25 protein-coding genes are annotated in these 18838 nt (G+C 40.3%); all 25 read left to right on the top strand.

All coding sequences use genetic code 11. The features are described from left to right. The first annotated feature begins 384 nt into the window (after positions 1-384). On the top strand, positions 385-702 hold the full coding sequence (gene ylxM, locus NXG61_RS14370) for a YlxM family DNA-binding protein (RefSeq protein WP_231038714.1): 318 nt from the start codon (positions 385-387) through the stop codon (positions 700-702). Between the two features lie 20 nt (positions 703-722). Then, positions 723-2093, top strand: a complete 1371-nt coding sequence (ffh, locus tag NXG61_RS14365; protein ID WP_196605625.1) for a signal recognition particle protein — start codon at positions 723-725, stop codon at positions 2091-2093. A 17-nt stretch (positions 2094-2110) separates the two neighbouring features. Next, positions 2111-2386: a 30S ribosomal protein S16 gene (gene rpsP / locus NXG61_RS14360; RefSeq protein ID WP_196605624.1), complete on the top strand. Its 276-nt coding sequence runs from the start codon at positions 2111-2113 to the stop codon at positions 2384-2386. A gap of 15 nt (positions 2387-2401) precedes the next feature. Then, on the top strand, positions 2402-2629 hold the full coding sequence (locus tag NXG61_RS14355) for a KH domain-containing protein (protein WP_196605623.1): 228 nt from the start codon (positions 2402-2404) through the stop codon (positions 2627-2629). Between the two features lie 74 nt (positions 2630-2703). Next, a complete protein-coding gene (locus tag NXG61_RS14350) occupies positions 2704-3111 on the top strand; it encodes a YlqD family protein (RefSeq protein WP_196605622.1) in 408 nt (135 codons plus the stop codon). Continuing rightward, positions 3083-3604: a ribosome maturation factor RimM gene (gene rimM / locus NXG61_RS14345; protein ID WP_307224435.1), complete on the top strand. Its 522-nt coding sequence runs from the start codon at positions 3083-3085 to the stop codon at positions 3602-3604. Before NXG61_RS14350 ends, rimM begins: the two co-directional genes overlap by 29 nt. Before the next feature lies 1 nt (position 3605). Continuing rightward, positions 3606-4340, top strand: coding sequence for a tRNA (guanosine(37)-N1)-methyltransferase TrmD (gene trmD, locus NXG61_RS14340; protein ID WP_196605620.1), 735 nt, complete (start codon positions 3606-3608; stop codon positions 4338-4340). A 97-nt stretch (positions 4341-4437) separates the two neighbouring features. Next, a complete protein-coding gene (rplS, locus tag NXG61_RS14335; RefSeq protein ID WP_307224456.1) occupies positions 4438-4779 on the top strand; it encodes a 50S ribosomal protein L19 in 342 nt (113 codons plus the stop codon). Positions 4780-4870: 91 nt separating this feature from the next. Next, positions 4871-5413 (top strand): signal peptidase I, encoded by a 543-nt coding sequence (gene lepB / locus NXG61_RS14330; RefSeq protein ID WP_307224431.1) that lies wholly within the window; start codon positions 4871-4873, stop codon positions 5411-5413. 112 nt (positions 5414-5525) lie between these two features. After that, a complete protein-coding gene (gene ylqF / locus NXG61_RS14325) occupies positions 5526-6398 on the top strand; it encodes a ribosome biogenesis GTPase YlqF (RefSeq protein WP_196605617.1) in 873 nt (290 codons plus the stop codon). A gap of 157 nt (positions 6399-6555) precedes the next feature. Further along, positions 6556-7326, top strand: coding sequence for a ribonuclease HII (locus NXG61_RS14320; RefSeq protein WP_307224429.1), 771 nt, complete (start codon positions 6556-6558; stop codon positions 7324-7326). 15 nt (positions 7327-7341) lie between these two features. After that, on the top strand, positions 7342-9195 hold the full coding sequence (locus tag NXG61_RS14315) for a hypothetical protein (protein WP_307224427.1): 1854 nt from the start codon (positions 7342-7344) through the stop codon (positions 9193-9195). 20 nt (positions 9196-9215) lie between these two features. Then, entirely contained in the window at positions 9216-9524 is a 309-nt protein-coding gene (locus NXG61_RS14310; protein WP_196605614.1) for an EscU/YscU/HrcU family type III secretion system export apparatus switch protein, read from the top strand. Next, positions 9521-9880 carry a YraN family protein gene (locus NXG61_RS14305; RefSeq protein ID WP_196605613.1) on the top strand — a complete coding sequence of 120 codons (360 nt, stop codon included), beginning with the start codon at positions 9521-9523 and terminating at the stop codon, positions 9878-9880. Before NXG61_RS14310 ends, NXG61_RS14305 begins: the two co-directional genes overlap by 4 nt. Positions 9881-9883: 3 nt before the next feature. After that, positions 9884-10459: a UbiX family flavin prenyltransferase gene (locus NXG61_RS14300; RefSeq protein WP_231038662.1), complete on the top strand. Its 576-nt coding sequence runs from the start codon at positions 9884-9886 to the stop codon at positions 10457-10459. Positions 10460-10488: 29 nt separating this feature from the next. After that, entirely contained in the window at positions 10489-12039 is a 1551-nt protein-coding gene (locus NXG61_RS14295) for a YifB family Mg chelatase-like AAA ATPase (RefSeq protein ID WP_196605612.1), read from the top strand. 36 nt (positions 12040-12075) lie between these two features. Further along, positions 12076-12963, top strand: a complete 888-nt coding sequence (locus tag NXG61_RS14290; protein WP_307224421.1) for a shikimate dehydrogenase — start codon at positions 12076-12078, stop codon at positions 12961-12963. Continuing rightward, positions 12960-14240, top strand: a complete 1281-nt coding sequence (locus NXG61_RS14285; RefSeq protein ID WP_307224418.1) for a GspE/PulE family protein — start codon at positions 12960-12962, stop codon at positions 14238-14240. Before NXG61_RS14290 ends, NXG61_RS14285 begins: the two co-directional genes overlap by 4 nt. Then, positions 14233-15219 carry a type IV pilus twitching motility protein PilT gene (locus NXG61_RS14280; protein ID WP_432748948.1) on the top strand — a complete coding sequence of 329 codons (987 nt, stop codon included), beginning with the start codon at positions 14233-14235 and terminating at the stop codon, positions 15217-15219. Before NXG61_RS14285 ends, NXG61_RS14280 begins: the two co-directional genes overlap by 8 nt. 131 nt (positions 15220-15350) lie before the next feature. Further along, complete coding sequence (locus tag NXG61_RS14275; RefSeq protein WP_196605608.1) at positions 15351-16565, top strand: type II secretion system F family protein; 1215 nt, start codon at positions 15351-15353, stop codon at positions 16563-16565. Between the two features lie 11 nt (positions 16566-16576). Further along, on the top strand, positions 16577-16975 hold the full coding sequence (locus NXG61_RS14270) for a type IV pilin protein (protein WP_196605607.1): 399 nt from the start codon (positions 16577-16579) through the stop codon (positions 16973-16975). Continuing rightward, a complete protein-coding gene (locus tag NXG61_RS14265) occupies positions 16972-17475 on the top strand; it encodes a prepilin peptidase (protein WP_196605606.1) in 504 nt (167 codons plus the stop codon). Before NXG61_RS14270 ends, NXG61_RS14265 begins: the two co-directional genes overlap by 4 nt. Before the next feature lie 11 nt (positions 17476-17486). After that, positions 17487-17927 (top strand): pilus assembly FimT family protein, encoded by a 441-nt coding sequence (locus NXG61_RS14260; protein ID WP_307224414.1) that lies wholly within the window; start codon positions 17487-17489, stop codon positions 17925-17927. Further along, positions 17927-18301: a hypothetical protein gene (locus NXG61_RS14255; protein WP_307224412.1), complete on the top strand. Its 375-nt coding sequence runs from the start codon at positions 17927-17929 to the stop codon at positions 18299-18301. The genes NXG61_RS14260 and NXG61_RS14255 overlap by 1 nt, the downstream gene beginning before the upstream one ends. Then, a complete protein-coding gene (locus tag NXG61_RS14250; protein ID WP_307224410.1) occupies positions 18294-18830 on the top strand; it encodes a PulJ/GspJ family protein in 537 nt (178 codons plus the stop codon). The genes NXG61_RS14255 and NXG61_RS14250 overlap by 8 nt, the downstream gene beginning before the upstream one ends. Positions 18831-18838 lie beyond the last annotated feature (8 nt).

The following is an 18838-nucleotide window of genomic DNA, read 5'->3' as shown; positions in this document are numbered from 1 at the left end:
CATTTTATATATCATTTGAAAGACAATGATTATTTTATAACATAATTAAATATTATTGTAAAATATATTTTGTTTATATTGTATTTGGCTATGTTATAACTTCATTTATAATATTGTAACAAAATTACAATGAAAATTATAGTGCATTCTTTTATATAATGATAAAAAATAATGTATAATGTTTTTTATATGTAATGTTTTAATAATAATTTATAATAATAATTAAATTATATTAATATTATATTAAAAAATAAAAATATAATATCAAAAATGCTGACAAGTATATTTACTTGACAATACTGCAGCGTTTAGATATAATGTCTTAAAGTTTAAAAATCAGTTGCCGAGGTGTTTAACGTGTTAGATAACTTTTTGCGGCTGAGCATGCTCTTTGATTTTTACGGAGGGCTTCTTACAAAAAAGCAGCAGGAGTGCCTCAGAATGCATTTATACCAAGACTTATCTCTTTCTGAGATAGCTTCTTTAATGAATGTTTCCAGACAGGCTGCCTATGATACAATTCATCGCTGTGAGGCTATTCTTGAAAATTACGAACAAAAATTGAAGGCGATGGAAAGAGATAAGTTGATAAAAGTTTCGCTGCAGGATATTATGGATGATGTGGAATCACTGAAAGCTGACTTCCAAATAAAAAAAATCAGTGGTACAGAAGAAAAAATAAAGAAACTATTGGAATATTGATTTTGGAAGGAGGAATTTAATTGATTTTTGAATCTCTGGCGGAAAAATTGCAGAATACTTTTAAAAAGCTGCGCGGACACGGGCATTTGTCAGAAGATGATGTCAGTACAGCGATGCGTGATATTCGTATGGCATTGCTTGAAGCCGATGTAAATTTTAAAGTAGTAAAGGATTTTATCGCAAAAATAAAGGAACGTGCTATCGGGGCAAATATACTGGAAAGCCTCACACCGGCACAGGCTGTAATAAAGATAGTCAATGAAGAACTTACTGAACTCATGGGCGGTTCTGTCAGCCGCATAAATATTGCACCGAACCCGCCCACAGTCATAATGATGGTCGGGCTGCAGGGTGCGGGTAAAACTACGTCCGTCGGCAAGCTTGGCATAATGCTTAAAAAACAGGGCAAGCATCCGCTGTTTGCTGCGGCAGATATTTATCGTCCGGCTGCCGTAAAGCAATTGCAGGTTTTGGGGCAGCAGCTTGAGCTTCCAGTTTTTAGCATGCCTGAAGGCACCGATCCGGTTGTCATAGCTGAGAAAGCACTTGAGTACGCGCATTCTCATGCTAATGATGTAGTTATCATTGATACTGCAGGACGTCTTCAGATTAATGAAGAACTTATGCAGGAATTGAAATCAATAAAGAGCATAGTTCATCCGCATGAAATACTTCTTGTGGTTGATGCTATGACAGGTCAGGATGCTGTTAATGTTGCCGAAAGTTTCAATAATGATCTTGGTCTTGACGGTGTAGTTTTAACAAAAATGGATGGCGATGCCAGAGGCGGAGCTGCACTCTCGGTAAAGGCCGTTACCGGCTGCCCGATAAAATTCGTCGGGACAGGTGAAAAACTCGATGCTCTGGAGTCTTTTTATCCTGACCGCATGGCTTCACGGATACTTGATATGGGAGATGTTCTTTCTCTCATAGAAAAAGCGCAGGAAACTTTTGACGCTGATGAAGCAAAAAAAATGGAAAAAGCGCTGCGCAAAAATCAATTTACGCTGGATGATTTTTTGAACCAGATGCAGCAAGTAAAAAAATTGGGATCTCTCGACAAAATTCTCGGCATGCTGCCGGGAATGGGCGGGCTTAAGAAAAAACTCGGCGATGTTGACATGGATCTTAAGAACAATAAGGATATCGCTCATATCGAAGCTATTATAAGGGCAATGACTCCTGCTGAAAGGAATAATACAAATATAATAAATGGCAGCCGTCGTAAGCGTATAGCTGCGGGCAGCGGCACTAAAGTGCAGGATGTCAATAAATTATTGAAGCAGTTTGCCGAAATGAAAAAAATGATGAAAAAAATGACCGGACTTAAAGGGAAGAAGGGCATGAAAGGTCTTCCAAAAGGTTTGGGCAATATGAAATTTCCATTTTAAGGAGGTGAAATATCAAAATGGCAGTAAAAATTCGTTTAAACAGAATGGGTGCTAAAAAGAATCCTTTTTATCGCATCGTTGTAGCTGATTCCCGCGCTCCGCGCGATGGTCGTTTTATCGAAATCGTAGGTAACTATGATGTAACGAAAGAACCGGCTGTTGTAAATATAGATGAAGAAAAAGTCATCGACTGGATGAGTAAAGGTGCACAGCCTACTGATACCGTAAAATCATTATTATCCAAAAAAGGTATAATGGCTAGATTCGCTGAGACAAAAAAAGCGAATAAGTAAGAAAGAGGCTATGATATGAAACAGCTTATTGAGCTTATAGCAAAATCTTTGGTTGATAATCCCGATATGGTGATCGTCAATGAAAAAGATGACGGCAAAACTATCATTTATGAACTTTCCGTTGCAGATGATGATATGGGAAAAGTAATTGGTAAACAAGGCCGTATTGCTAAAGCAATGCGTACTGTCGTAAAAGCCGCGGCAGCTCGTGAATATAAAAAAGTCATAGTTGAAATCATTTAATACACAGCGGCAACGGACTTTGCAAAAAGCCTTGCCGCTGTTGTTATATACTAAAAATCAGGAGGCTTCTAAAAATGGAATCCATAACCTTGCAATGTCCTATAACAGTAAAAGCGAAAGTAACCGAAAAATTTAAGACAGATATGCTGCATAATCTCAATCGGCAGATAGAAAAAGTTGATGCTGAAGTTTCTCATATAGAAAAAGATATGAAAAAAGTCTTGTCTGAACAAAATACAGGTGATGTTCAGCGCGTTTCCATGCTCTTACAGCGCATGGAGGAAGAAAAACAAAAAAGATTGTCCTATAAAGATAATCTTTTAAATAAAATCACCGACACGGAAGAACTTGAAATTGGCGCAGAAGTCGTTCAGGGCACGCTGCAGCGTCTGGTAGAAATAAAAATAGGCGATACGATGCCGGAAATAATGAATACGGAGCTCTTGGTCGAAGATGGAAAAATTATCGAAATGCGTGACTGATAAAAATTTTATTGTTGTTGGAAAAATAGGCAGACCCCACGGGATAAGAGGGGCTATACGTGTTTATCCGCTCACTGATTTCCCTGAGAGGTTTTTAAAAATGCGCAGTGCTTATATAGACGATACCTTAGTAGAAATAAATACTGTCCAGTATCATAATGACTTTATCATAATGGATATAAAAGGTTTTGATGACAGGGAAAAAGCAGCTGCGGCCACGGGAAAACTTCTGCGGGTAGAACGCGGAGAAGCAGCTCCTCTTGCTGAAGGTGAATATTATACTTTTGATATAGTCGGACTCAAGGTCTGGAATGAAGAAGGTATTGTATTGGGAACAATAATAAACGTACTGAAAACGGGCAGCAATGATGTCTATGTTATAAAAAGTACTGAGTCTGCCGAACCTATTTTGCTGCCTGCATTAAAAAAAATGGTCACCAAGATAGACATAGAACACAAACGTATGGATGTTATATGGCCGGAAAAAGATTGACATGAAAATAGACATAGTGACTTTATTTCCCGAGATGTTTCATGGACCTTTTGGGCACAGTATTATTAAACGGGCTGCTGATAAAAATATTATTGATATATTTTTTACAAATCCACGTGATTTTACTTATGACAAGCATCATCAGGTAGATGATGCGCCTTTTGGCGGCGGGGCTGGAATGGTTTTAAAGCCAGAACCTTTTTTTCGCTCTGTGGCAAATATAAAAAATGCAATTCCGCCGAAATTTACATCCCGTGTACTGCTCATGTGTCCGGGCGGGCAGACATTTTCACAGGAGAAGGCCCGGCAGCTTTCGCAATACGATTCGTTGATCTTCATTTGCGGACATTATGAGGGATTTGATAATCGCATAACAGAAAAATTAGCCGATGAGATAATTTCCATAGGTGATTATGTTTTGACAGGAGGCGAACTCGCCTGCATGGTTATTGTTGATGCTGTTTCGCGTATGCTTCCCGGAGTTCTTGGATCAAAGGAATCGGCTTCCACAGATTCTTTTTATAATGGATTATTGGAACATCCCCAGTATACGCGGCCTCGTGAATATAAGAAAATGCCGGTCCCTGATATTCTATTTTCGGGAGATCATTCTAAAATAGCTCTTTGGCGAAAAAGTAAAGCATTGGAAGAAACGTTTTCAAAACGCCCTGACTTGCTGGCCGATTATCCTCTGACAAAGGACGAAATAGCATTGCTGGAAAAAATGAAAAAATGATTGCACCGAAAATTAAATTATGCTAAACTTAGAAGGTATCGCAGTCGGTCCTCTGGTTTGCATTGCCACGAACGGCTGATATTAAGGAGGAAAAATGATGAATATTATCCAAGTATTGGAACAGGAACAGCTTAGAAAGGACATTCCCCAATTTCAACCGGGAGATACAGTTCGTGTACATGTAAAAGTAGTTGAAGGTACACATGAACGTATTCAGATGTTTGAAGGGGTTGTTATTGCCCGTCAGGGCAGTGGCGTACGCGAAATGTTCACTGTAAGAAGAATTTCCTACAGTATTGGCGTGGAACGTACTTTTCCGGTACACTCTCCGCGTCTGGAAAAAATTGATGTCGTGCGCAGAGGCGTTGTACGCAGAGCAAAACTTTACTATTTACGCAATCTTACAGGTAAAGCTGCCCGTATCAAGGAAAGACGCTGATAGTTTATTATTGGGGACTGTGGCTTTATGGCAGTCCTTTTTTATATGCAGTTGTGATTTTTGCGAAAAGTTTATATGTTGGAGGCCGAATATGAATAAATCATTAGGCGCGGAAATAAAAGACTGGATCATATCAATAGCTATTGCAGTAGTATTGGCCTTGTTTATACGACATTTTATCGTTGAACTTTATCTTGTTGACGGACCTTCTATGCAACCGACATTGGTAAACCATGAACGTTTGGTAGTGAATAAATTTATCTATCGGCTGCGTGAACCCAAACGGGGAGAAATATTGATTTTTCAATATCCCAGAGATACCAGCCGAGATTTTATTAAAAGAGTGATAGCCCTTCCCGGAGATACTATTGAAATAAAGGATGGGCATGTTTTTGTTAACAACGAACTGCAGAATGAACCCTTTATTCTTAGCCAGACAAGAGGCGATTACCCTCTTACAACTATTCCTGAAGGGCATATCTTTGTAATGGGAGATAATCGCAACAATTCTGAAGACAGTCGGTTTACCGACGTGGGTTTTGTACCGTTCAATCTGATAAAAGGAAAAGCTGTCCTGGTGTTTTGGCCGCTGAGTGAACTGCATACACTGGCCATGGCTGCAGAAGGAAAATAATTAACAGCGGATTGTTCCGGCGCCGGTAAAAACCGGCGCTTTTTTTCCAAAATCGATATGTGTTAAAAATTTTGAAATTGTTCAGTAATTTATGATCTGTTTGGAGGAACAAATGGAAGAACAAAAACCGGATATACCTTTGGTTCAGTGGTTCCCAGGGCACATGACGAAAGCCCGGAGACTGATCGAAGAAAATTTGAAACTGGTTGATATTGTCGTAGAACTTTTGGATGCCCGTATACCTCTTTCAAGTTCAAATCCCATGCTGGCTGGAATGATCAGCGGAAAAACGCATGCTATTGTTTTGAATAAGGCAGATCTTGCAGATCCGGCAATAACACGTGAGTGGATAACGTTTTATAAACGTATGGGCAAATCAGCTATGGCAGTAGATTCAGTTCAGGGTAAAAACATCAAAGAACTGACAAATATGATCAATGATCTGACCCAGCGCCAGACAGCTAAGTTCGCTGCCAAGGGAGCACGGCCGCGTAATGCCAGGGCTATGATCGTAGGCATCCCTAATGTCGGCAAGTCCTCGCTCATAAATCGGCTGGCAGGTACTGTAGCGGCTAAGACAGAAAATCGTCCGGGCGTGACGCGGGCAAAACAGTGGATACGCATAGGAAAACATATAGATTTACTGGATATGCCGGGTTTGTTATGGCCTAAATTTGACGATCCTGCCGTGGGAATCAACCTCGCTTTCACTGGGGCGGTCAATGATGATATTTATGATAAGGAAAAAGTAGCATTGCTTCTGTTGGAATATATGCAGAATTATTATCCGCATTTCCTGATGACACGTTATAAAATAGATGTGCTGCCTGACAGCACGGAGGAACTATTTGAAGTAATAGGCAAAAAACGCGGCTGTCTGCTTAAGGGCGGTAAATTGGACGAGGAAAAAATAACAACTGTTGTCTTTACAGATTTTCGAAGCGGGCGGTTGGGAAAAATTTCTCTTGAGTCACCGTCAGTATGATAATGACCTGTCTTTAGGGATGTTTATATTGACAGAGCGGTTCTTTTCAGATATATTGCAGTGCTGTTGAGTCACTGTAAAAAATATGTACATGACAAAGGAAAAATACATCTTATACCGAATTGGTAATAAGATGTATTTTTTATAGGTGATACTAATGGATGCAAAAATAAAGATGTCGGTCAGAGAAATAGCCGATAAGTTTTCGGTTTTTGATACGGATGAAAGTTTTGCTGAACTTGTCAGAAATGATAAACGTAAAGCTGTTCAGCAACTCATCGTCCGTCATAACAGGGAAATGCAAGAAAGAAAGCGTCTGCATGAATTATATAAATACGAATATGAGCTGCAGGCGGGAGGCAACGAATATATAGCAGGTACAGATGAAGCGGGGCGGGGACCCTTAGCCGGACCAGTCGTTGCCGCGGCAGTTATTTTACCTGTTGGCTGTTATATTCCGCGTCTTAATGATTCAAAAAAATTGTCGGCTGCGGCCCGTGAAAAAATTTATGCGCAGATTTTGGAAAAAGCCATCGCTGTGAGCAGGTCGGTGATAGACGAAAAGACGATTGATCGTATAAATATATATCAGGCTTCAATGAATGCTATGTATAATGCAATCTATAGTTTAGGCGTAAAACCGCAGCAAGTGCTGATAGATGCTATGCCGCTGAATGCACTTGATATACCGCATTTGTCCATCATAAAAGGTGATGCCAAAAGTGCTTCAATAGCGGCGGCCTCCATAGTGGCAAAAGTGGAAAGAGATCAGCTTATGGATGAGTACGACAGGCAATATCCCGAATATGGTTTTTCCAGCCATAAAGGATATGGTACGCCAAGACATCTTGAGGCACTGCATAAATATGGACCATGTCCCTTGCACCGATGCTCGTTTGAACCAGTTAAATCGATGAAGCAATTCTGATGGAGGAATGTTCTTATGCCCATACAGTCTGGAATCAATCCAACTAATACAGCGAATCAACAACCTACCGGCCCAGTTGATAAAAAAACTGCTTCTGCACAGGCTGTGGGCGATGCGTCAGGCTCTTCTCCCCAGACGAATGTTGCAATAAAAAATGCGGTAACAGATCTTTCAAAAGTGCTTTCTGATATTATTGGCGCACAAAATATCAATACAGATGATCTGTCACCGGAAATACAAAAGCTCGTTCAGCAGCTTTTGCAGGATGCCTTTTCCATTGATAAAACATTGGCCCAGGGCTTGGGAGATGCTCTTCAGGCTAGACGATATGCTTTTGATCAGCTGGCCTCACTGGGCAAGATGCTGTCGCAGCTGGGAGAATTAATGGAAAATGGCGATTATACGGGCTTGCCGGATAATATAAAAGTTCTCCTGAATAATTTTCGTTCACTTTTGACGCAGGAAAATCAGTATCCCAGTATGGTAGATATGTCAAAAACAGCGTTTAATTTACTCAACAACAAGGATGATTCTGAGCTGCCTGAAACACTGCAAACATTGGTCAAGACACAGCCTGCAGATACTGCCGGTGCTGAAAATACAAGTAATACCGGAGATAAACGGGCGGGAGTAAATGATAATGTACGGCTGCTGAAAAACATTTTAGATACATTTTTTAAAAGTGATGCGGCAGCCGGCGGCAAAGGTACAGGGGGCAAACCTTCTGTGGATAGTCCGGTTCAACAGGCTGTTTCTGCGAAAGTTATTAATACCGGTACAGCAGAGGACAGCGGTGAAAAGCTGCAATCTGCCCGAGCAAAAATGGGCAATGACGCCGGTCTTGCCGGGACAGAAAAAAATACTGTTCCGCAGTATCCTTCTGGTGGCGGCAGGGCAAGTACTCAGCCCGCAGCTGAACGGCCTACGGTTATACAAAATGGCAGGGTAATTGCGGAAGACACTGCTGAAACAGCCGCAGCAGGGCAGAAAATCAGCAATGCAGTCGACTCGGCAGTGTCTTCCGCTGCTTCGGAGCCGCCTGACATGAAGAACATGCTGCAGCAGCCGTTTTCGGTGGCAACAAAAGCTGCCGCAACTCAGATGACGCAGGGAAGCAATATACCTATACAGCAGGAAATCTCTGTGCCGGATTTTATGAACAATACGGCACAGTCAATGAGTGCCCTGCGTGATTTAGGTCAGCTCCTTTTACAAAATAAACAGCTTAGTTCCGCTGATACTGCACTTTTAAAAGATTTTGTGAACGGAAATCAACAGATATTATCTCCAAAAGATGTAGAGCAGCTGCAAAAGGTAATGCAGGTGGTTGAAGGCAACATTCCCGGTGTTGTATCGCAGGCTGCGGCGAGAAACAATGTTCCTAATTTACCTAAACTGTGGGCATTTGTTCAGCTAAGTGATATAAGTACGATTAATGATGCTGATGCCGGTTCCTTAAAGCGTGCAGGGGAAAATGTCAGTGATTTTGCAAAAGTGATGGGGCAGTCATTTCCTACTGATTCTACTTCGTCGGCGGCTCAGAAATCTCTTGATTTTATTCTCCCCATATTCTTAGATGAGCGGAAAAGTTATCCTGCGTATATAAATGTTTATAATGAAGGACATCGTAATTCGGAAACGGGTGAAGAACAGTATGAGACATGGTTTCGTGTCTGCTGTCTCACTGAAAATGCGGGAGCTGTGGAAATAGTGCTGCGTTTATACAATAAACAGCAGCTGAATGTTCGGCTTTCTTTCTCAAGTGAGGATACAGCTGTATCTTTTGAAAACTATCTGCCGGAACTGCGTTCATATCTTCATGAGTCAAAGTTGAATCTCACTGAATTGAAAATCGGTACTATTGAGTGAAAAAACGGGAGTAATATATCATGGAAGAAAATAATAATGAAAATGGCGCAGCCCTGGATAAAAAGGCGGTGGCGCTGCGTTACAGAGAAAAAGAGGGAAAAGCACCTAAGATAGTTGCCAAGGGGCGAGGCTATACCGCTGAAAGCATATTACAGGCCGCACAAAGAAGTTCCGTGCCCGTATATCAAGATAAAACACTTGTCAGTATGCTTATGGCACTGGAACTTGACAGAGAAATCCCCCCTGCGCTTTATGCGGTTGTGGCGCAAATACTTGCATATGTGTATAGAATAGATAAACGTAAAAAACCACCGGATATAAAGCTATGAGAGGAAGAGAAAAAGGCTTTCTGGGAGAAAAGATCGCAGCTGATTATTTGAAATCACGCGGGTATCAGATATTGGATATGAATTATACTGCAAAATACGGTGAAATAGATATAATAGCTGAGCATAGAAATGTAATCGTGTTTGTCGAAGTGAAAACAAGAAAAAATGCATTGTATGGAACAGCGGCACAAGCGGTGGACCGCAGAAAGCAGCAAAAAATAATACGCACAGCACATTTATATATTCTATTTCATCAGCATGATTCATTGAATTATCGTTTTGATGTGATCGAAATATATTATAATCCTCCCTGTCCGTATAAACTAAATCATATAAAGGGAGCTTTCGAAGTTTAATATATGGAAAATATGAAAAAACGCATAGTTGTTGGCATAACAGGGGCAAGCGGCTCTATTTATGCATTGAAACTTCTTGAAGTATTGAAAGATACCGGGATAGAAATACATTTGGTAGTCACTCATTCCGGACAAACCGTTTTACAGCATGAATGCGGAATGGTGCCGGAAGACCTTCTAAAGTATGCCCATACGCTTTATGATGTTGATAATATAGGAGCTGCTGTGGCAAGCGGGTCTTTTTTATATGAAGCTATGGTAATTCTTCCATGCTCGATGAAAACAGTGGGGGCGATAGCTGCGGGTTTAGCTGATAATCTTCTTACCCGTGCCGCTGATGTGACAATAAAAGAAAGACGCAGTCTTGTATTAGTGCCGCGTGAGACACCCTTCAGTCCTCTGCATTTAGAGAATATGTTGAAATTGTCCCGCATCGGCGTGAGCATACTTCCTGCGTGTCCGGGTTTTTACCATAAACCGCAGAGCATAGATGATTTAGTGAATATCATGGTCGGGAAAATATGTGATCAGCTGCATATCGAACATGAATTGTTCAAGCGTTGGTCCGGTCATTATTGATTAAAGTATAACAGCGAGGGGCGGTTATATTGTTTGCCAAAATTTTCGGTGCGGCAACTGCCGGCATAGATGGAATTCTTATAGAGGTGGAAGCCGATATAGCAAATGGTCTGCCGGCGTTCGATATAGTCGGACTGCCGGATGCAGCAGTGAAGGAATCAAAAGAGCGTGTGCGTACGGCTATTAAAAATTCGGGTATAAAGCTGCCGCCAAAAAAGATAACGATTAATCTGGCACCGGCGGATCTGAAAAAGGACGGCTGTGGATTGGATCTGCCTATCGCAGTGTCAATTCTGGCAGCCTACGGTCTGCTTCCACAGAAACGCTGCGGGAAGGCAATGTTTGCGGGAGAATTGTCACTGGAGGGGCATCTCCGCAGTATCAGAGGTATACTGCCGATCGCTATTCAGTGCCGCAGACAGGAAATAAGAGAGCTTTTTATACCTGAGGGCAACGAACAGGAGGCGCTTCTTGTAGACGGACTGGAAGTATATTCCATAACGAGTTTAGCTGAGTTGATAGATTTTTTTAACGAAAGGAAAAAACTATATCCTGCGTTGAAAGAGACAGAGGCCATAAAAGAAAATAAAGCGGATAACATTGCCGAAGATGATTTTTCCGATGTGCAGGGTCAGTATACTGCTAAACGGGCGCTGGAAATAGCCGCCGCGGGCGGGCATAATGTTCTTATGTGCGGGGCGCCCGGCACAGGAAAAACTATGCTGGCAAGGAGAATGCCATCGATACTGCCGTCTATGACAAAACAGGAGGCACTGGAGATTACCAAGATCTACAGTATTGCCGGTCTCATGAAAGCGGGAGGGGGGCTTATAGACAGCCGGCCCTTTCGCAGTCCGCATCATACTATATCCAATGCGGGAATGATCGGCGGAGGCAGTATTCCCAAACCGGGGGAGGTGACTCTCAGCCATAACGGAGTTCTGTTCCTTGATGAATTGCCGGAATTCAACAAGATAACTCTGGAAGTGTTGAGACAACCTCTTGAAGACGGGCAAATTTCGATTGTCCGTGTAAACGGTGCTTATACATACCCTTCAAATTTTATTCTGGTGGCTGGAATGAATCCATGTCCGTGCGGTTTTCTTAATGATAAAAGCAGGGCATGTACGTGCACTCCAAATGAAATAAAACGGTATACGAAAAAAATTTCAGGACCGCTTCTTGATAGAATAGATATTCATATTCAAGTACCACGCCTTGATTACAAGGAAATGATTACATCGGAAAAAACAGAAAATTCGGCTTGTATAAGACGACGAGTGGAAAAGGCGAGAAATATCCAGACAAAACGATTGTCGGCATATGCGATTCACTGCAATGCCCAGATGAATCACGCGCTTATAAAGAAATTCTGTCATCTGACAGATGCGGCACAAAATATGCTTGGTCTTATATTCGAGCAGCTTAAATTAAGTGCACGCTCATATGACAGAATAATCAAGGTAAGCAGGACCATTGCCGATCTGGATAATGCACCTGCAATCACGGAAAAGCATATTGCCGAGGCAGTTCAATTCAAAAGTAACACAGATATCCATGAAATGGAAAATATTGTCTGAGCATCTGCAGCTTTGGCACGGTGCTGGAGCAAAATAATGAAAGAGGGGAATATATTGTCTGCTATTTACACAGGGAAAACAAAAAATCTGGGTGTTATAGGTTACCCTATCCATCATTCGCTTTCTCCTGTCATTCAAAATACAGCATTGCAAAGTATGCATCTCGACTATGCTTACATCGCCATGCCTGTCAGGGAAAATGAATTGGAGGCAGCGGTAAAAGGGCTGAAAGCATTAAATTTTACGGGTTTTAACATCACAATACCGCATAAAATAAATATCATAAAATATCTTGATGAGATAGATCAGTCTGCCAGCCTTATCGGAGCAGTAAATACGGTGCTTATAAAAAATGACAGACTTTACGGTTATAATACGGACTACGAAGGATTTATAAGTGCGTTTCAGTCTGTAAAATTTACTCTGAAAAGAATAAATACTGTAGTCTTGGGGGCAGGAGGAGCGGCAAGGGCTGTTATATATGGATTGCTCCATGCAGGCGTCGGTTCAGTTCATATCGCTGCAAGAAACGCAGAAAAGGCGAAAAAATTGGCCAATGATTTTAAAGAATTGGGAAATATTTCTTCCTCTGATTGGAATGAAAAAATGTTTCAGGAAATTTTGCCAAAAACAGATCTTTTAGTAAATACAACTCCGCTTGGCATGGATATGTATATCGATAAAATGCCTCCTGTGGATATAACTATGCTTCCATCCAATGCATTTGTCTATGATATAATTTATACACCGGAAAAAACAAAACTCCTCGTCGAAGCAGAGAAATACGGGTATACTGTTCTAAACGGAGAATATATGCTGGCGGGACAGGGGGCAGCTGCTTTGGAAAAATGGAGCGGGTGCGGAAAAATTGACGTTGATCTTATGCGTATAGCTTTACATGAAGCACTATTGAAAAAATTATGACGGGTATAGAGGAAAAGTCGCTGAATGAGCTGGCAGAGAAGACTCTGCGCTCATTCAATAAAAGCGGTAATAATATCGATTTGCCGGACCTCAATATAAGTGCGGCACCAATAGTCGGATTAGTCGATAAAATCATAAATAACGCAATTTTACAAAATGTAAGCGATATACATTTTGAACCGAGAGAAAAAAATATGTGCATACGTGTACGTATTGATGGCATATTAAAAGATTATGTTACTTTACCATCAGAATTGCATCAGCTGATTATTTCCCGCATAAAAATAATCAGCTGCATGAATACTGTAGAAAAAAGAAAACCGCAGGATGGCAGTATGTCTTATAAATATGCAGGAAAAACCATAGATATAAGAATTTCCACCATTCCAACGATACACGGAGAAAAACTTGTCATGCGGCTTTTAAATATTTTAGGAAGATGTTTTACTGTTGAGGAACTGGAATTAAATTATAAAAATGAAGCCAGTTTTCGCAAATTGTTTCATCGTCCCAGCGGATTGATATTAAATACAGGTCCGGTCAATTCAGGTAAAACAGCAACACTCTATGCCGCGTTGAATGAATTGAATACACCGGAAAAAAATATTGTGACAATCGAGGACCCTGTTGAGTATAAGCTTGATAATATAACACAAATACAGATAAACGAAAAAACAGGATTATCTTTTGAAGAGGGGATGCGGGCAGTACTGCGGCAAGATCCTGATATTATTTTCATCGGCGAAATTCGTGATGAAAAAACAGCTGCTACTGCTGTCCGTGCAGCTTTGACAGGGCATCTGGTGCTTTCTACTTTGCATACGGGCAATGCTGTCAGTGCTATTTTACGAATGCTGGATATGAAAATAGAGCCGTATTTATTGGCTGAAGTTCTTGCCGGATGTTTGTCGCAAAGGCTTTTACGCCGCATTTGTCCTCACTGTAAAATAAGTTATGAACCTGTTGAAAATTCTGAGCAATATATTTTTATGCAAAAATACGCAATAAAGCAGGCCTTCAGAGGAAAAGGCTGTGCTTTTTGCGGAAACAGCGGCTATTTTGGCAGGATAGCTGTTCAGGAAATACTCACAGTGAAGGCAAGCCTAAAAAAATCTATTTGTTTAAAAGACAGCAGCAGTGTTATGAAGGAAATTGCAGTGGGTGATGAGATGGTACCTCTGTTCAATGACGGTATAGAAAAAATCATACGGGGAAAAACTACTATAAGTGAAATCATGAGGGTGATCAACGAGGATGAATGCCAGCGCCTTGAATAAATTTGAAATGTTGATTTCAGCTGCAGATGCCGCATGCTCTGATTTGCATATAACGGCTGATCAGGAATGTTTTTGTCGTGTGGACGGAAAATTATTAATTGTCCCCGATATAAAGTTCAACAATGCTGAATTGCAGGAAATTTTTGATATTTTATTGACAGAAAAAGATAGGAAGATTTTTTTATCCCAAAATGACGTGGATATAGCGTATACAATTTGCGATAGACGTCTGCGCATAAGCATATATAAGCAGCAGCGTCAGCTTGCCTTTGCTGTACGCCTTATCTGCCAGACGATAAAATCAATAGAGGATCAGGAATATCCTGAAATTCTTAAAAAGCTTATTTTGAAAAAAAGCGGTCTTATTTTAGTAACAGGACCATCAGGATCAGGTAAATCCACCACACTTTCCGCTATGCTTTCTTATCGAGCACAATACCGTCCGTGTCATATAGTGACCTTAGAAGACCCGATAGAGTATATTTTTTCTTCGACTCGGAGCCTTATTCATCAGCGAGAATACGGCAGTGATTTTTTTTCTTTTGAGGAGGCGATGAAGAGCGCGATGCGTCAGGATCCTGATATTATTTTTCTCGGAGAGATACGTGATCGGCAAACTATGCGGGCAGCTCTTTCGGCTGCGCAGACAGGTCATTTGGTAATTTCAACACTGCATACCGCCAGTGCGGCAGAATCGCTCACAAGAATCGAGAGCCTTTTTAACGATGATGCAGGCACTGTCCGTATTGAACTTTCCATGGTCCTGCAGGCAATAATAAGCCAGCAGCTGCTGCAGAAAACAGCAGGCGGGAGAATAGCAGCCATGGAAATTTTAACGGCAACAGATGCGGTTCGCTCCCTGATAGCATCAGGCAGACCGCAGCAGGTGCTTTCATCTATACAGACGGGAAAAAGTGAAGGAATGCAGACTATGGAAGCTGCATTGAACAATCTGCGCCGAAAAAACCTTATCAATTAATAGAAAATATACCACTTTGAGATGAGCGTTGAAAACGGGATTTTTTGATGATATCTATATAATGGAAGGCTTAATTCAGACGGTGTTTTTATGCCACCTGAATAGTGGTCAAAATTATCGGAGCTTATACTGTGAAAAAGTATTTTTATTGTGTTAAGGATCATCTGGGCAAAGATATAAAAGGCAGCATATTTGCGGCATCTCCTGATGAAGCCGCTGAAATACTGCGGTCGCAAAATTATTTTCTGCTCGGTTTAGAAGAGGAAAAATGTAGTTTGCGGCAGAGATTAAAAGGAAGATTCGGTTATATAATAAGCTGTAATGATGTTGCTTTTTTTTGCCGGCAGCTGAGTATAATGCTGAAATCCGGCATAACCGTGAAGGAGGCACTTGAGGCAATAAATGCACAGACAAAAAATATAAAATTCAAAAATATACTTTATGAGATTTCATTGCAGATCCAAACAGGGAAAAGCTTTTCTGACAGTCTTGCCGTACACAAAACTGCTTTCCCCAGGAGCTTTCTTGCTCTCACCGCGGCAGGTGAAGCAGGCGGCAAACTTGACGATGTATTGCAGTATTCAGCAGATTACCTTGAACGTGACTATAATATAAGAGAAAAATTGAAAACCGTTGCTGTTTATCCTTTGATGCTAAGTCTTGTATTTATTGTCACTGCCGGTGTAATGCTTACTGTAGTTATGCCTATGTTTGCAGAGTTGCTGAAAAATTTAAATGTGCCGTTGCCATTGCTGACAACTTTTGTGCTTTTTCTTGGTTTTGGTTTAGAAAAATACGGGATAGTTTTTATCATGCTGTTCCTTTCTCTGCTGTCTGTTTTTAATTTTATGTGGCAGCAAAAGAAATATAAATACATGGTGTATAAGTTTCTTTTAAAAACACCTTTTTGGGGCCGGCTGTTTGCCGAATTAATATTATTGCAATTTTGCAATGAGTTATCGGTTATGCTTTCTTCAGGGCTGACCATAGACAAAAGTATAAGCACTATTCTCAGCAACTCGCCCAATGAATATTTGGAAAATATATTGAAAAGAGTTCAGGCAGATATTCAAAGGGGAAATACATTATCTTCCTCATTGGCGAAAAATACATTATTTACTCCTTTATTTATGCAAATGCTGCTTACAGGGGAGAAAAGCGGCAATTTGGCAATTATGCTGAATACGACAGCAGAATTTTATAAAAATGATGTTGAATTGCTTTATAAACGCGGTATAGCGCTTGCAGAGCCATGTATGATAATAGCGCTTTCTATATTTATCGGTATATTCGTGGCGGCTATTGCTATTCCCATGTTTGAAGCGGCTGCACAGGTACCTATGTGAGGGAAATTATTATGAGAAAAAAATTTTTAAAAGATGAGAGAGGTTTTACGCTTTTAGAGATGATGATTGTTATTGTCATATTAGGAATATTGGCAACGCTGGCTATTCCTAAATTCAGCAATTCTGTCACGCTTGCCAATACGGCCAAAATACAGGCCGATCTGCAGACACTGAATACAGCGATTGCTATGCATTTATCGACACACGGCCGGAATCCGCAAAATATAAAGACAGACTTAGCTGAATATATAGACGATGTGGATAATCTTAAACCACCACAGGGAGAAAGCTATTTACGTACAGGAGATAAATTGAAAATAACGGCGGAAACATATGAACTGGATACTGTAAATGCGACAGCGCTTTGTCAGGGGCATGCTTTAAAAGATTTTGGAACAGTAAAAAAATGAAAATACAGCTGCCTTTTACAGAAATAATTTGTCTGACAGGATATTGCTTTTTATTGAATATATCGGAAAAATATGCCGGCTTTATCTACATTCTCTTATTGTTGGCAAAAGTTGCCTACATAGATTATAAATCGTACCTTATTCCAAATAAGCTGCCAGTTTTTATAGCTTTTGGCGGATGTATACATCAGTTGATGCAGAATGAATATTTTGCTTTTTGGAATGTGTTTTTTGCATTGATATTTATAAGCATGGTATTTTTGCCCATTTATTTTTTTACTGATACTATAGGAGGCGGTGATGTCAAACTTTCCTATGCGCTTTGCTTATGGCTGCCTTATCCCTTGATCGCGCAGGCAATATTTTTTGCGGTATTCAGTGCATCCCTATTATGCATTTACAGAATTTTGCAAAAAGAATACACACTTAATGATATACTGCCATTTGGGCCGTTTATTTCACTTGGTGCCCTGATCATTTTTAGCATATTTTATTTTTAAGGAAAAATGCAATGAAAAAAAGACAATATGGTTTCATGAGCATTGAGTTGATATTATCTCTTGCAGTACTGGCTGTATTTTTTCTTATGGCTGCGCCTAAATTTTTACTGACGGAAAAAATGCAGACAGATTTTCAGGCTCAATACCTGCTTAGCAATCTGCGGCTTCTTCAGCAGAAAAATTTTTCACTGCCGCATGAAGCGAAGGCTGTTCCTACACCATATATGGTGCTGAACAAAACTTCATATGAATTATATTTTGACCCTGCCGCAAAACCTGTTGTAGTAAATATGCCGGAGGGAATAGTGCTGAGTTCGAATCACGGATCAGTATTTTCTTTTAATCGAGGTGATAAATATACGGTCAATGCCGCGACGATAAATATTTCCGGCAAAGATTCTTTGGCAAAAGTAATTATTCATTCATATGGGCGCATCAGGATGGCAAAATAATGAACAATAAAGGTTTTTTTATGCTTATGCAGGTTTTTTCCCTGAGCATATTGCTTTTGGCTGCGGCGGCTATCTTCAGTGTTTTTCGAATATATTCAGAAAATCAGGTGATGGAAGATGCTAAAATGACTGCTGTTTATCTTGCACAAAAAGAAATTGCCATGATTGAAGGCGAAATATTAACTGAGAAAAAATTCTATGATGCGGGAACGATAAAAGAAGCTTCAATAAATAAAAATAATGTTCTTTTCCATATTAATACTTCCCTATCAGTAAATGATAAATTGAAAACTGTGACTGCCAAAGTAAATTGGACTGTCAATGGAAAGCAGGCCGAATTTGATTTAAGGAAAACGGTGTATACAAATGAATAAACAAAAAGGAAAAAACCAGGCCGGAAGTATATTACTGGAGACACTGCTGTCGCTCAATATTTATGTATTTATCATGATGAGTATTTCCGTTATCTTTTTGGCAGTGCTGCATATGTATTTGAAAAATATTTATCAGATGGAACTTCGTTCACAGATGCGTTTTGCAGCCGAATGCATAATTCAGGATATAAAGCATGCTGATTCGGTGACAGTTTATCAGGAAAGCGGGCATGATGCCATTGCCATTACCACACGTGCTACCGCGGGCAGCAGTGAAGCGTCAGCAGAATTTATAAAATACAGACAAGATGATCTGGCTTTTTTTCCGCGTATTATAAAAAAGGGGCAGCCACTGACAGGTGACAATGATTTTTGCTACACCTATGTGAGGTTTTCATGCCGGCCTTTATCAGAGAATAAGGATAATCGTGTGTATTTATTGGAATTGAAGGGGACTCATCAATTTTCTTCCCAGTATTTTTATCTGGATACAGCAGTGACAAGATTGGGAAGCCGTTCATTGAATTGAGGCACAAA

The organism is Pectinatus haikarae, assembly GCF_050916305.1.
In the GTDB taxonomy this organism is placed as follows: Bacteria; Bacillota; Negativicutes; order Selenomonadales; family Selenomonadaceae; genus Pectinatus; species Pectinatus haikarae.
Note: the sequence above shows the minus strand (reverse complement) of the source record. Positions and strands in the feature narration are given on the sequence as shown.

Excerpts from the sequence above, each read along its gene's own strand:
- ylxM (WP_231038714.1), top strand. The coding sequence starts at position 385 with ATGCTCTTTGATTTTTACGGAGGGCTTCTTACAAAAAAGCAGCAGGAG.
- rpsP (WP_196605624.1), top strand. The coding sequence starts at position 2,111 with ATGGCAGTAAAAATTCGTTTAAACAGAATGGGTGCTAAAAAGAATCCT.
- NXG61_RS14355 (WP_196605623.1), top strand. The coding sequence starts at position 2,402 with ATGAAACAGCTTATTGAGCTTATAGCAAAATCTTTGGTTGATAATCCC.
- NXG61_RS14350 (WP_196605622.1), top strand. The coding sequence starts at position 2,704 with ATGGAATCCATAACCTTGCAATGTCCTATAACAGTAAAAGCGAAAGTA.
- rimM (WP_307224435.1), top strand. The coding sequence starts at position 3,083 with ATGGAAAAATTATCGAAATGCGTGACTGATAAAAATTTTATTGTTGTT.
- trmD (WP_196605620.1), top strand. The coding sequence starts at position 3,606 with ATGAAAATAGACATAGTGACTTTATTTCCCGAGATGTTTCATGGACCT.
- rplS (WP_307224456.1), top strand. The coding sequence starts at position 4,438 with ATGAATATTATCCAAGTATTGGAACAGGAACAGCTTAGAAAGGACATT.
- lepB (WP_307224431.1), top strand. The coding sequence starts at position 4,871 with ATGAATAAATCATTAGGCGCGGAAATAAAAGACTGGATCATATCAATA.
- ylqF (WP_196605617.1), top strand. The coding sequence starts at position 5,526 with ATGGAAGAACAAAAACCGGATATACCTTTGGTTCAGTGGTTCCCAGGG.
- NXG61_RS14320 (WP_307224429.1), top strand. The coding sequence starts at position 6,556 with ATGGATGCAAAAATAAAGATGTCGGTCAGAGAAATAGCCGATAAGTTT.
- NXG61_RS14315 (WP_307224427.1), top strand. The coding sequence starts at position 7,342 with ATGCCCATACAGTCTGGAATCAATCCAACTAATACAGCGAATCAACAA.
- NXG61_RS14310 (WP_196605614.1), top strand. The coding sequence starts at position 9,216 with ATGGAAGAAAATAATAATGAAAATGGCGCAGCCCTGGATAAAAAGGCG.
- NXG61_RS14305 (WP_196605613.1), top strand. The coding sequence starts at position 9,521 with ATGAGAGGAAGAGAAAAAGGCTTTCTGGGAGAAAAGATCGCAGCTGAT.
- NXG61_RS14300 (WP_231038662.1), top strand. The coding sequence starts at position 9,884 with ATGGAAAATATGAAAAAACGCATAGTTGTTGGCATAACAGGGGCAAGC.
- NXG61_RS14290 (WP_307224421.1), top strand. The coding sequence starts at position 12,076 with ATGAAAGAGGGGAATATATTGTCTGCTATTTACACAGGGAAAACAAAA.
- NXG61_RS14285 (WP_307224418.1), top strand. The coding sequence starts at position 12,960 with ATGACGGGTATAGAGGAAAAGTCGCTGAATGAGCTGGCAGAGAAGACT.
- NXG61_RS14270 (WP_196605607.1), top strand. The coding sequence starts at position 16,577 with ATGAGAAAAAAATTTTTAAAAGATGAGAGAGGTTTTACGCTTTTAGAG.
- NXG61_RS14265 (WP_196605606.1), top strand. The coding sequence starts at position 16,972 with ATGAAAATACAGCTGCCTTTTACAGAAATAATTTGTCTGACAGGATAT.
- NXG61_RS14260 (WP_307224414.1), top strand. The coding sequence starts at position 17,487 with ATGAAAAAAAGACAATATGGTTTCATGAGCATTGAGTTGATATTATCT.
- NXG61_RS14255 (WP_307224412.1), top strand. The coding sequence starts at position 17,927 with ATGAACAATAAAGGTTTTTTTATGCTTATGCAGGTTTTTTCCCTGAGC.
- NXG61_RS14250 (WP_307224410.1), top strand. The coding sequence starts at position 18,294 with ATGAATAAACAAAAAGGAAAAAACCAGGCCGGAAGTATATTACTGGAG.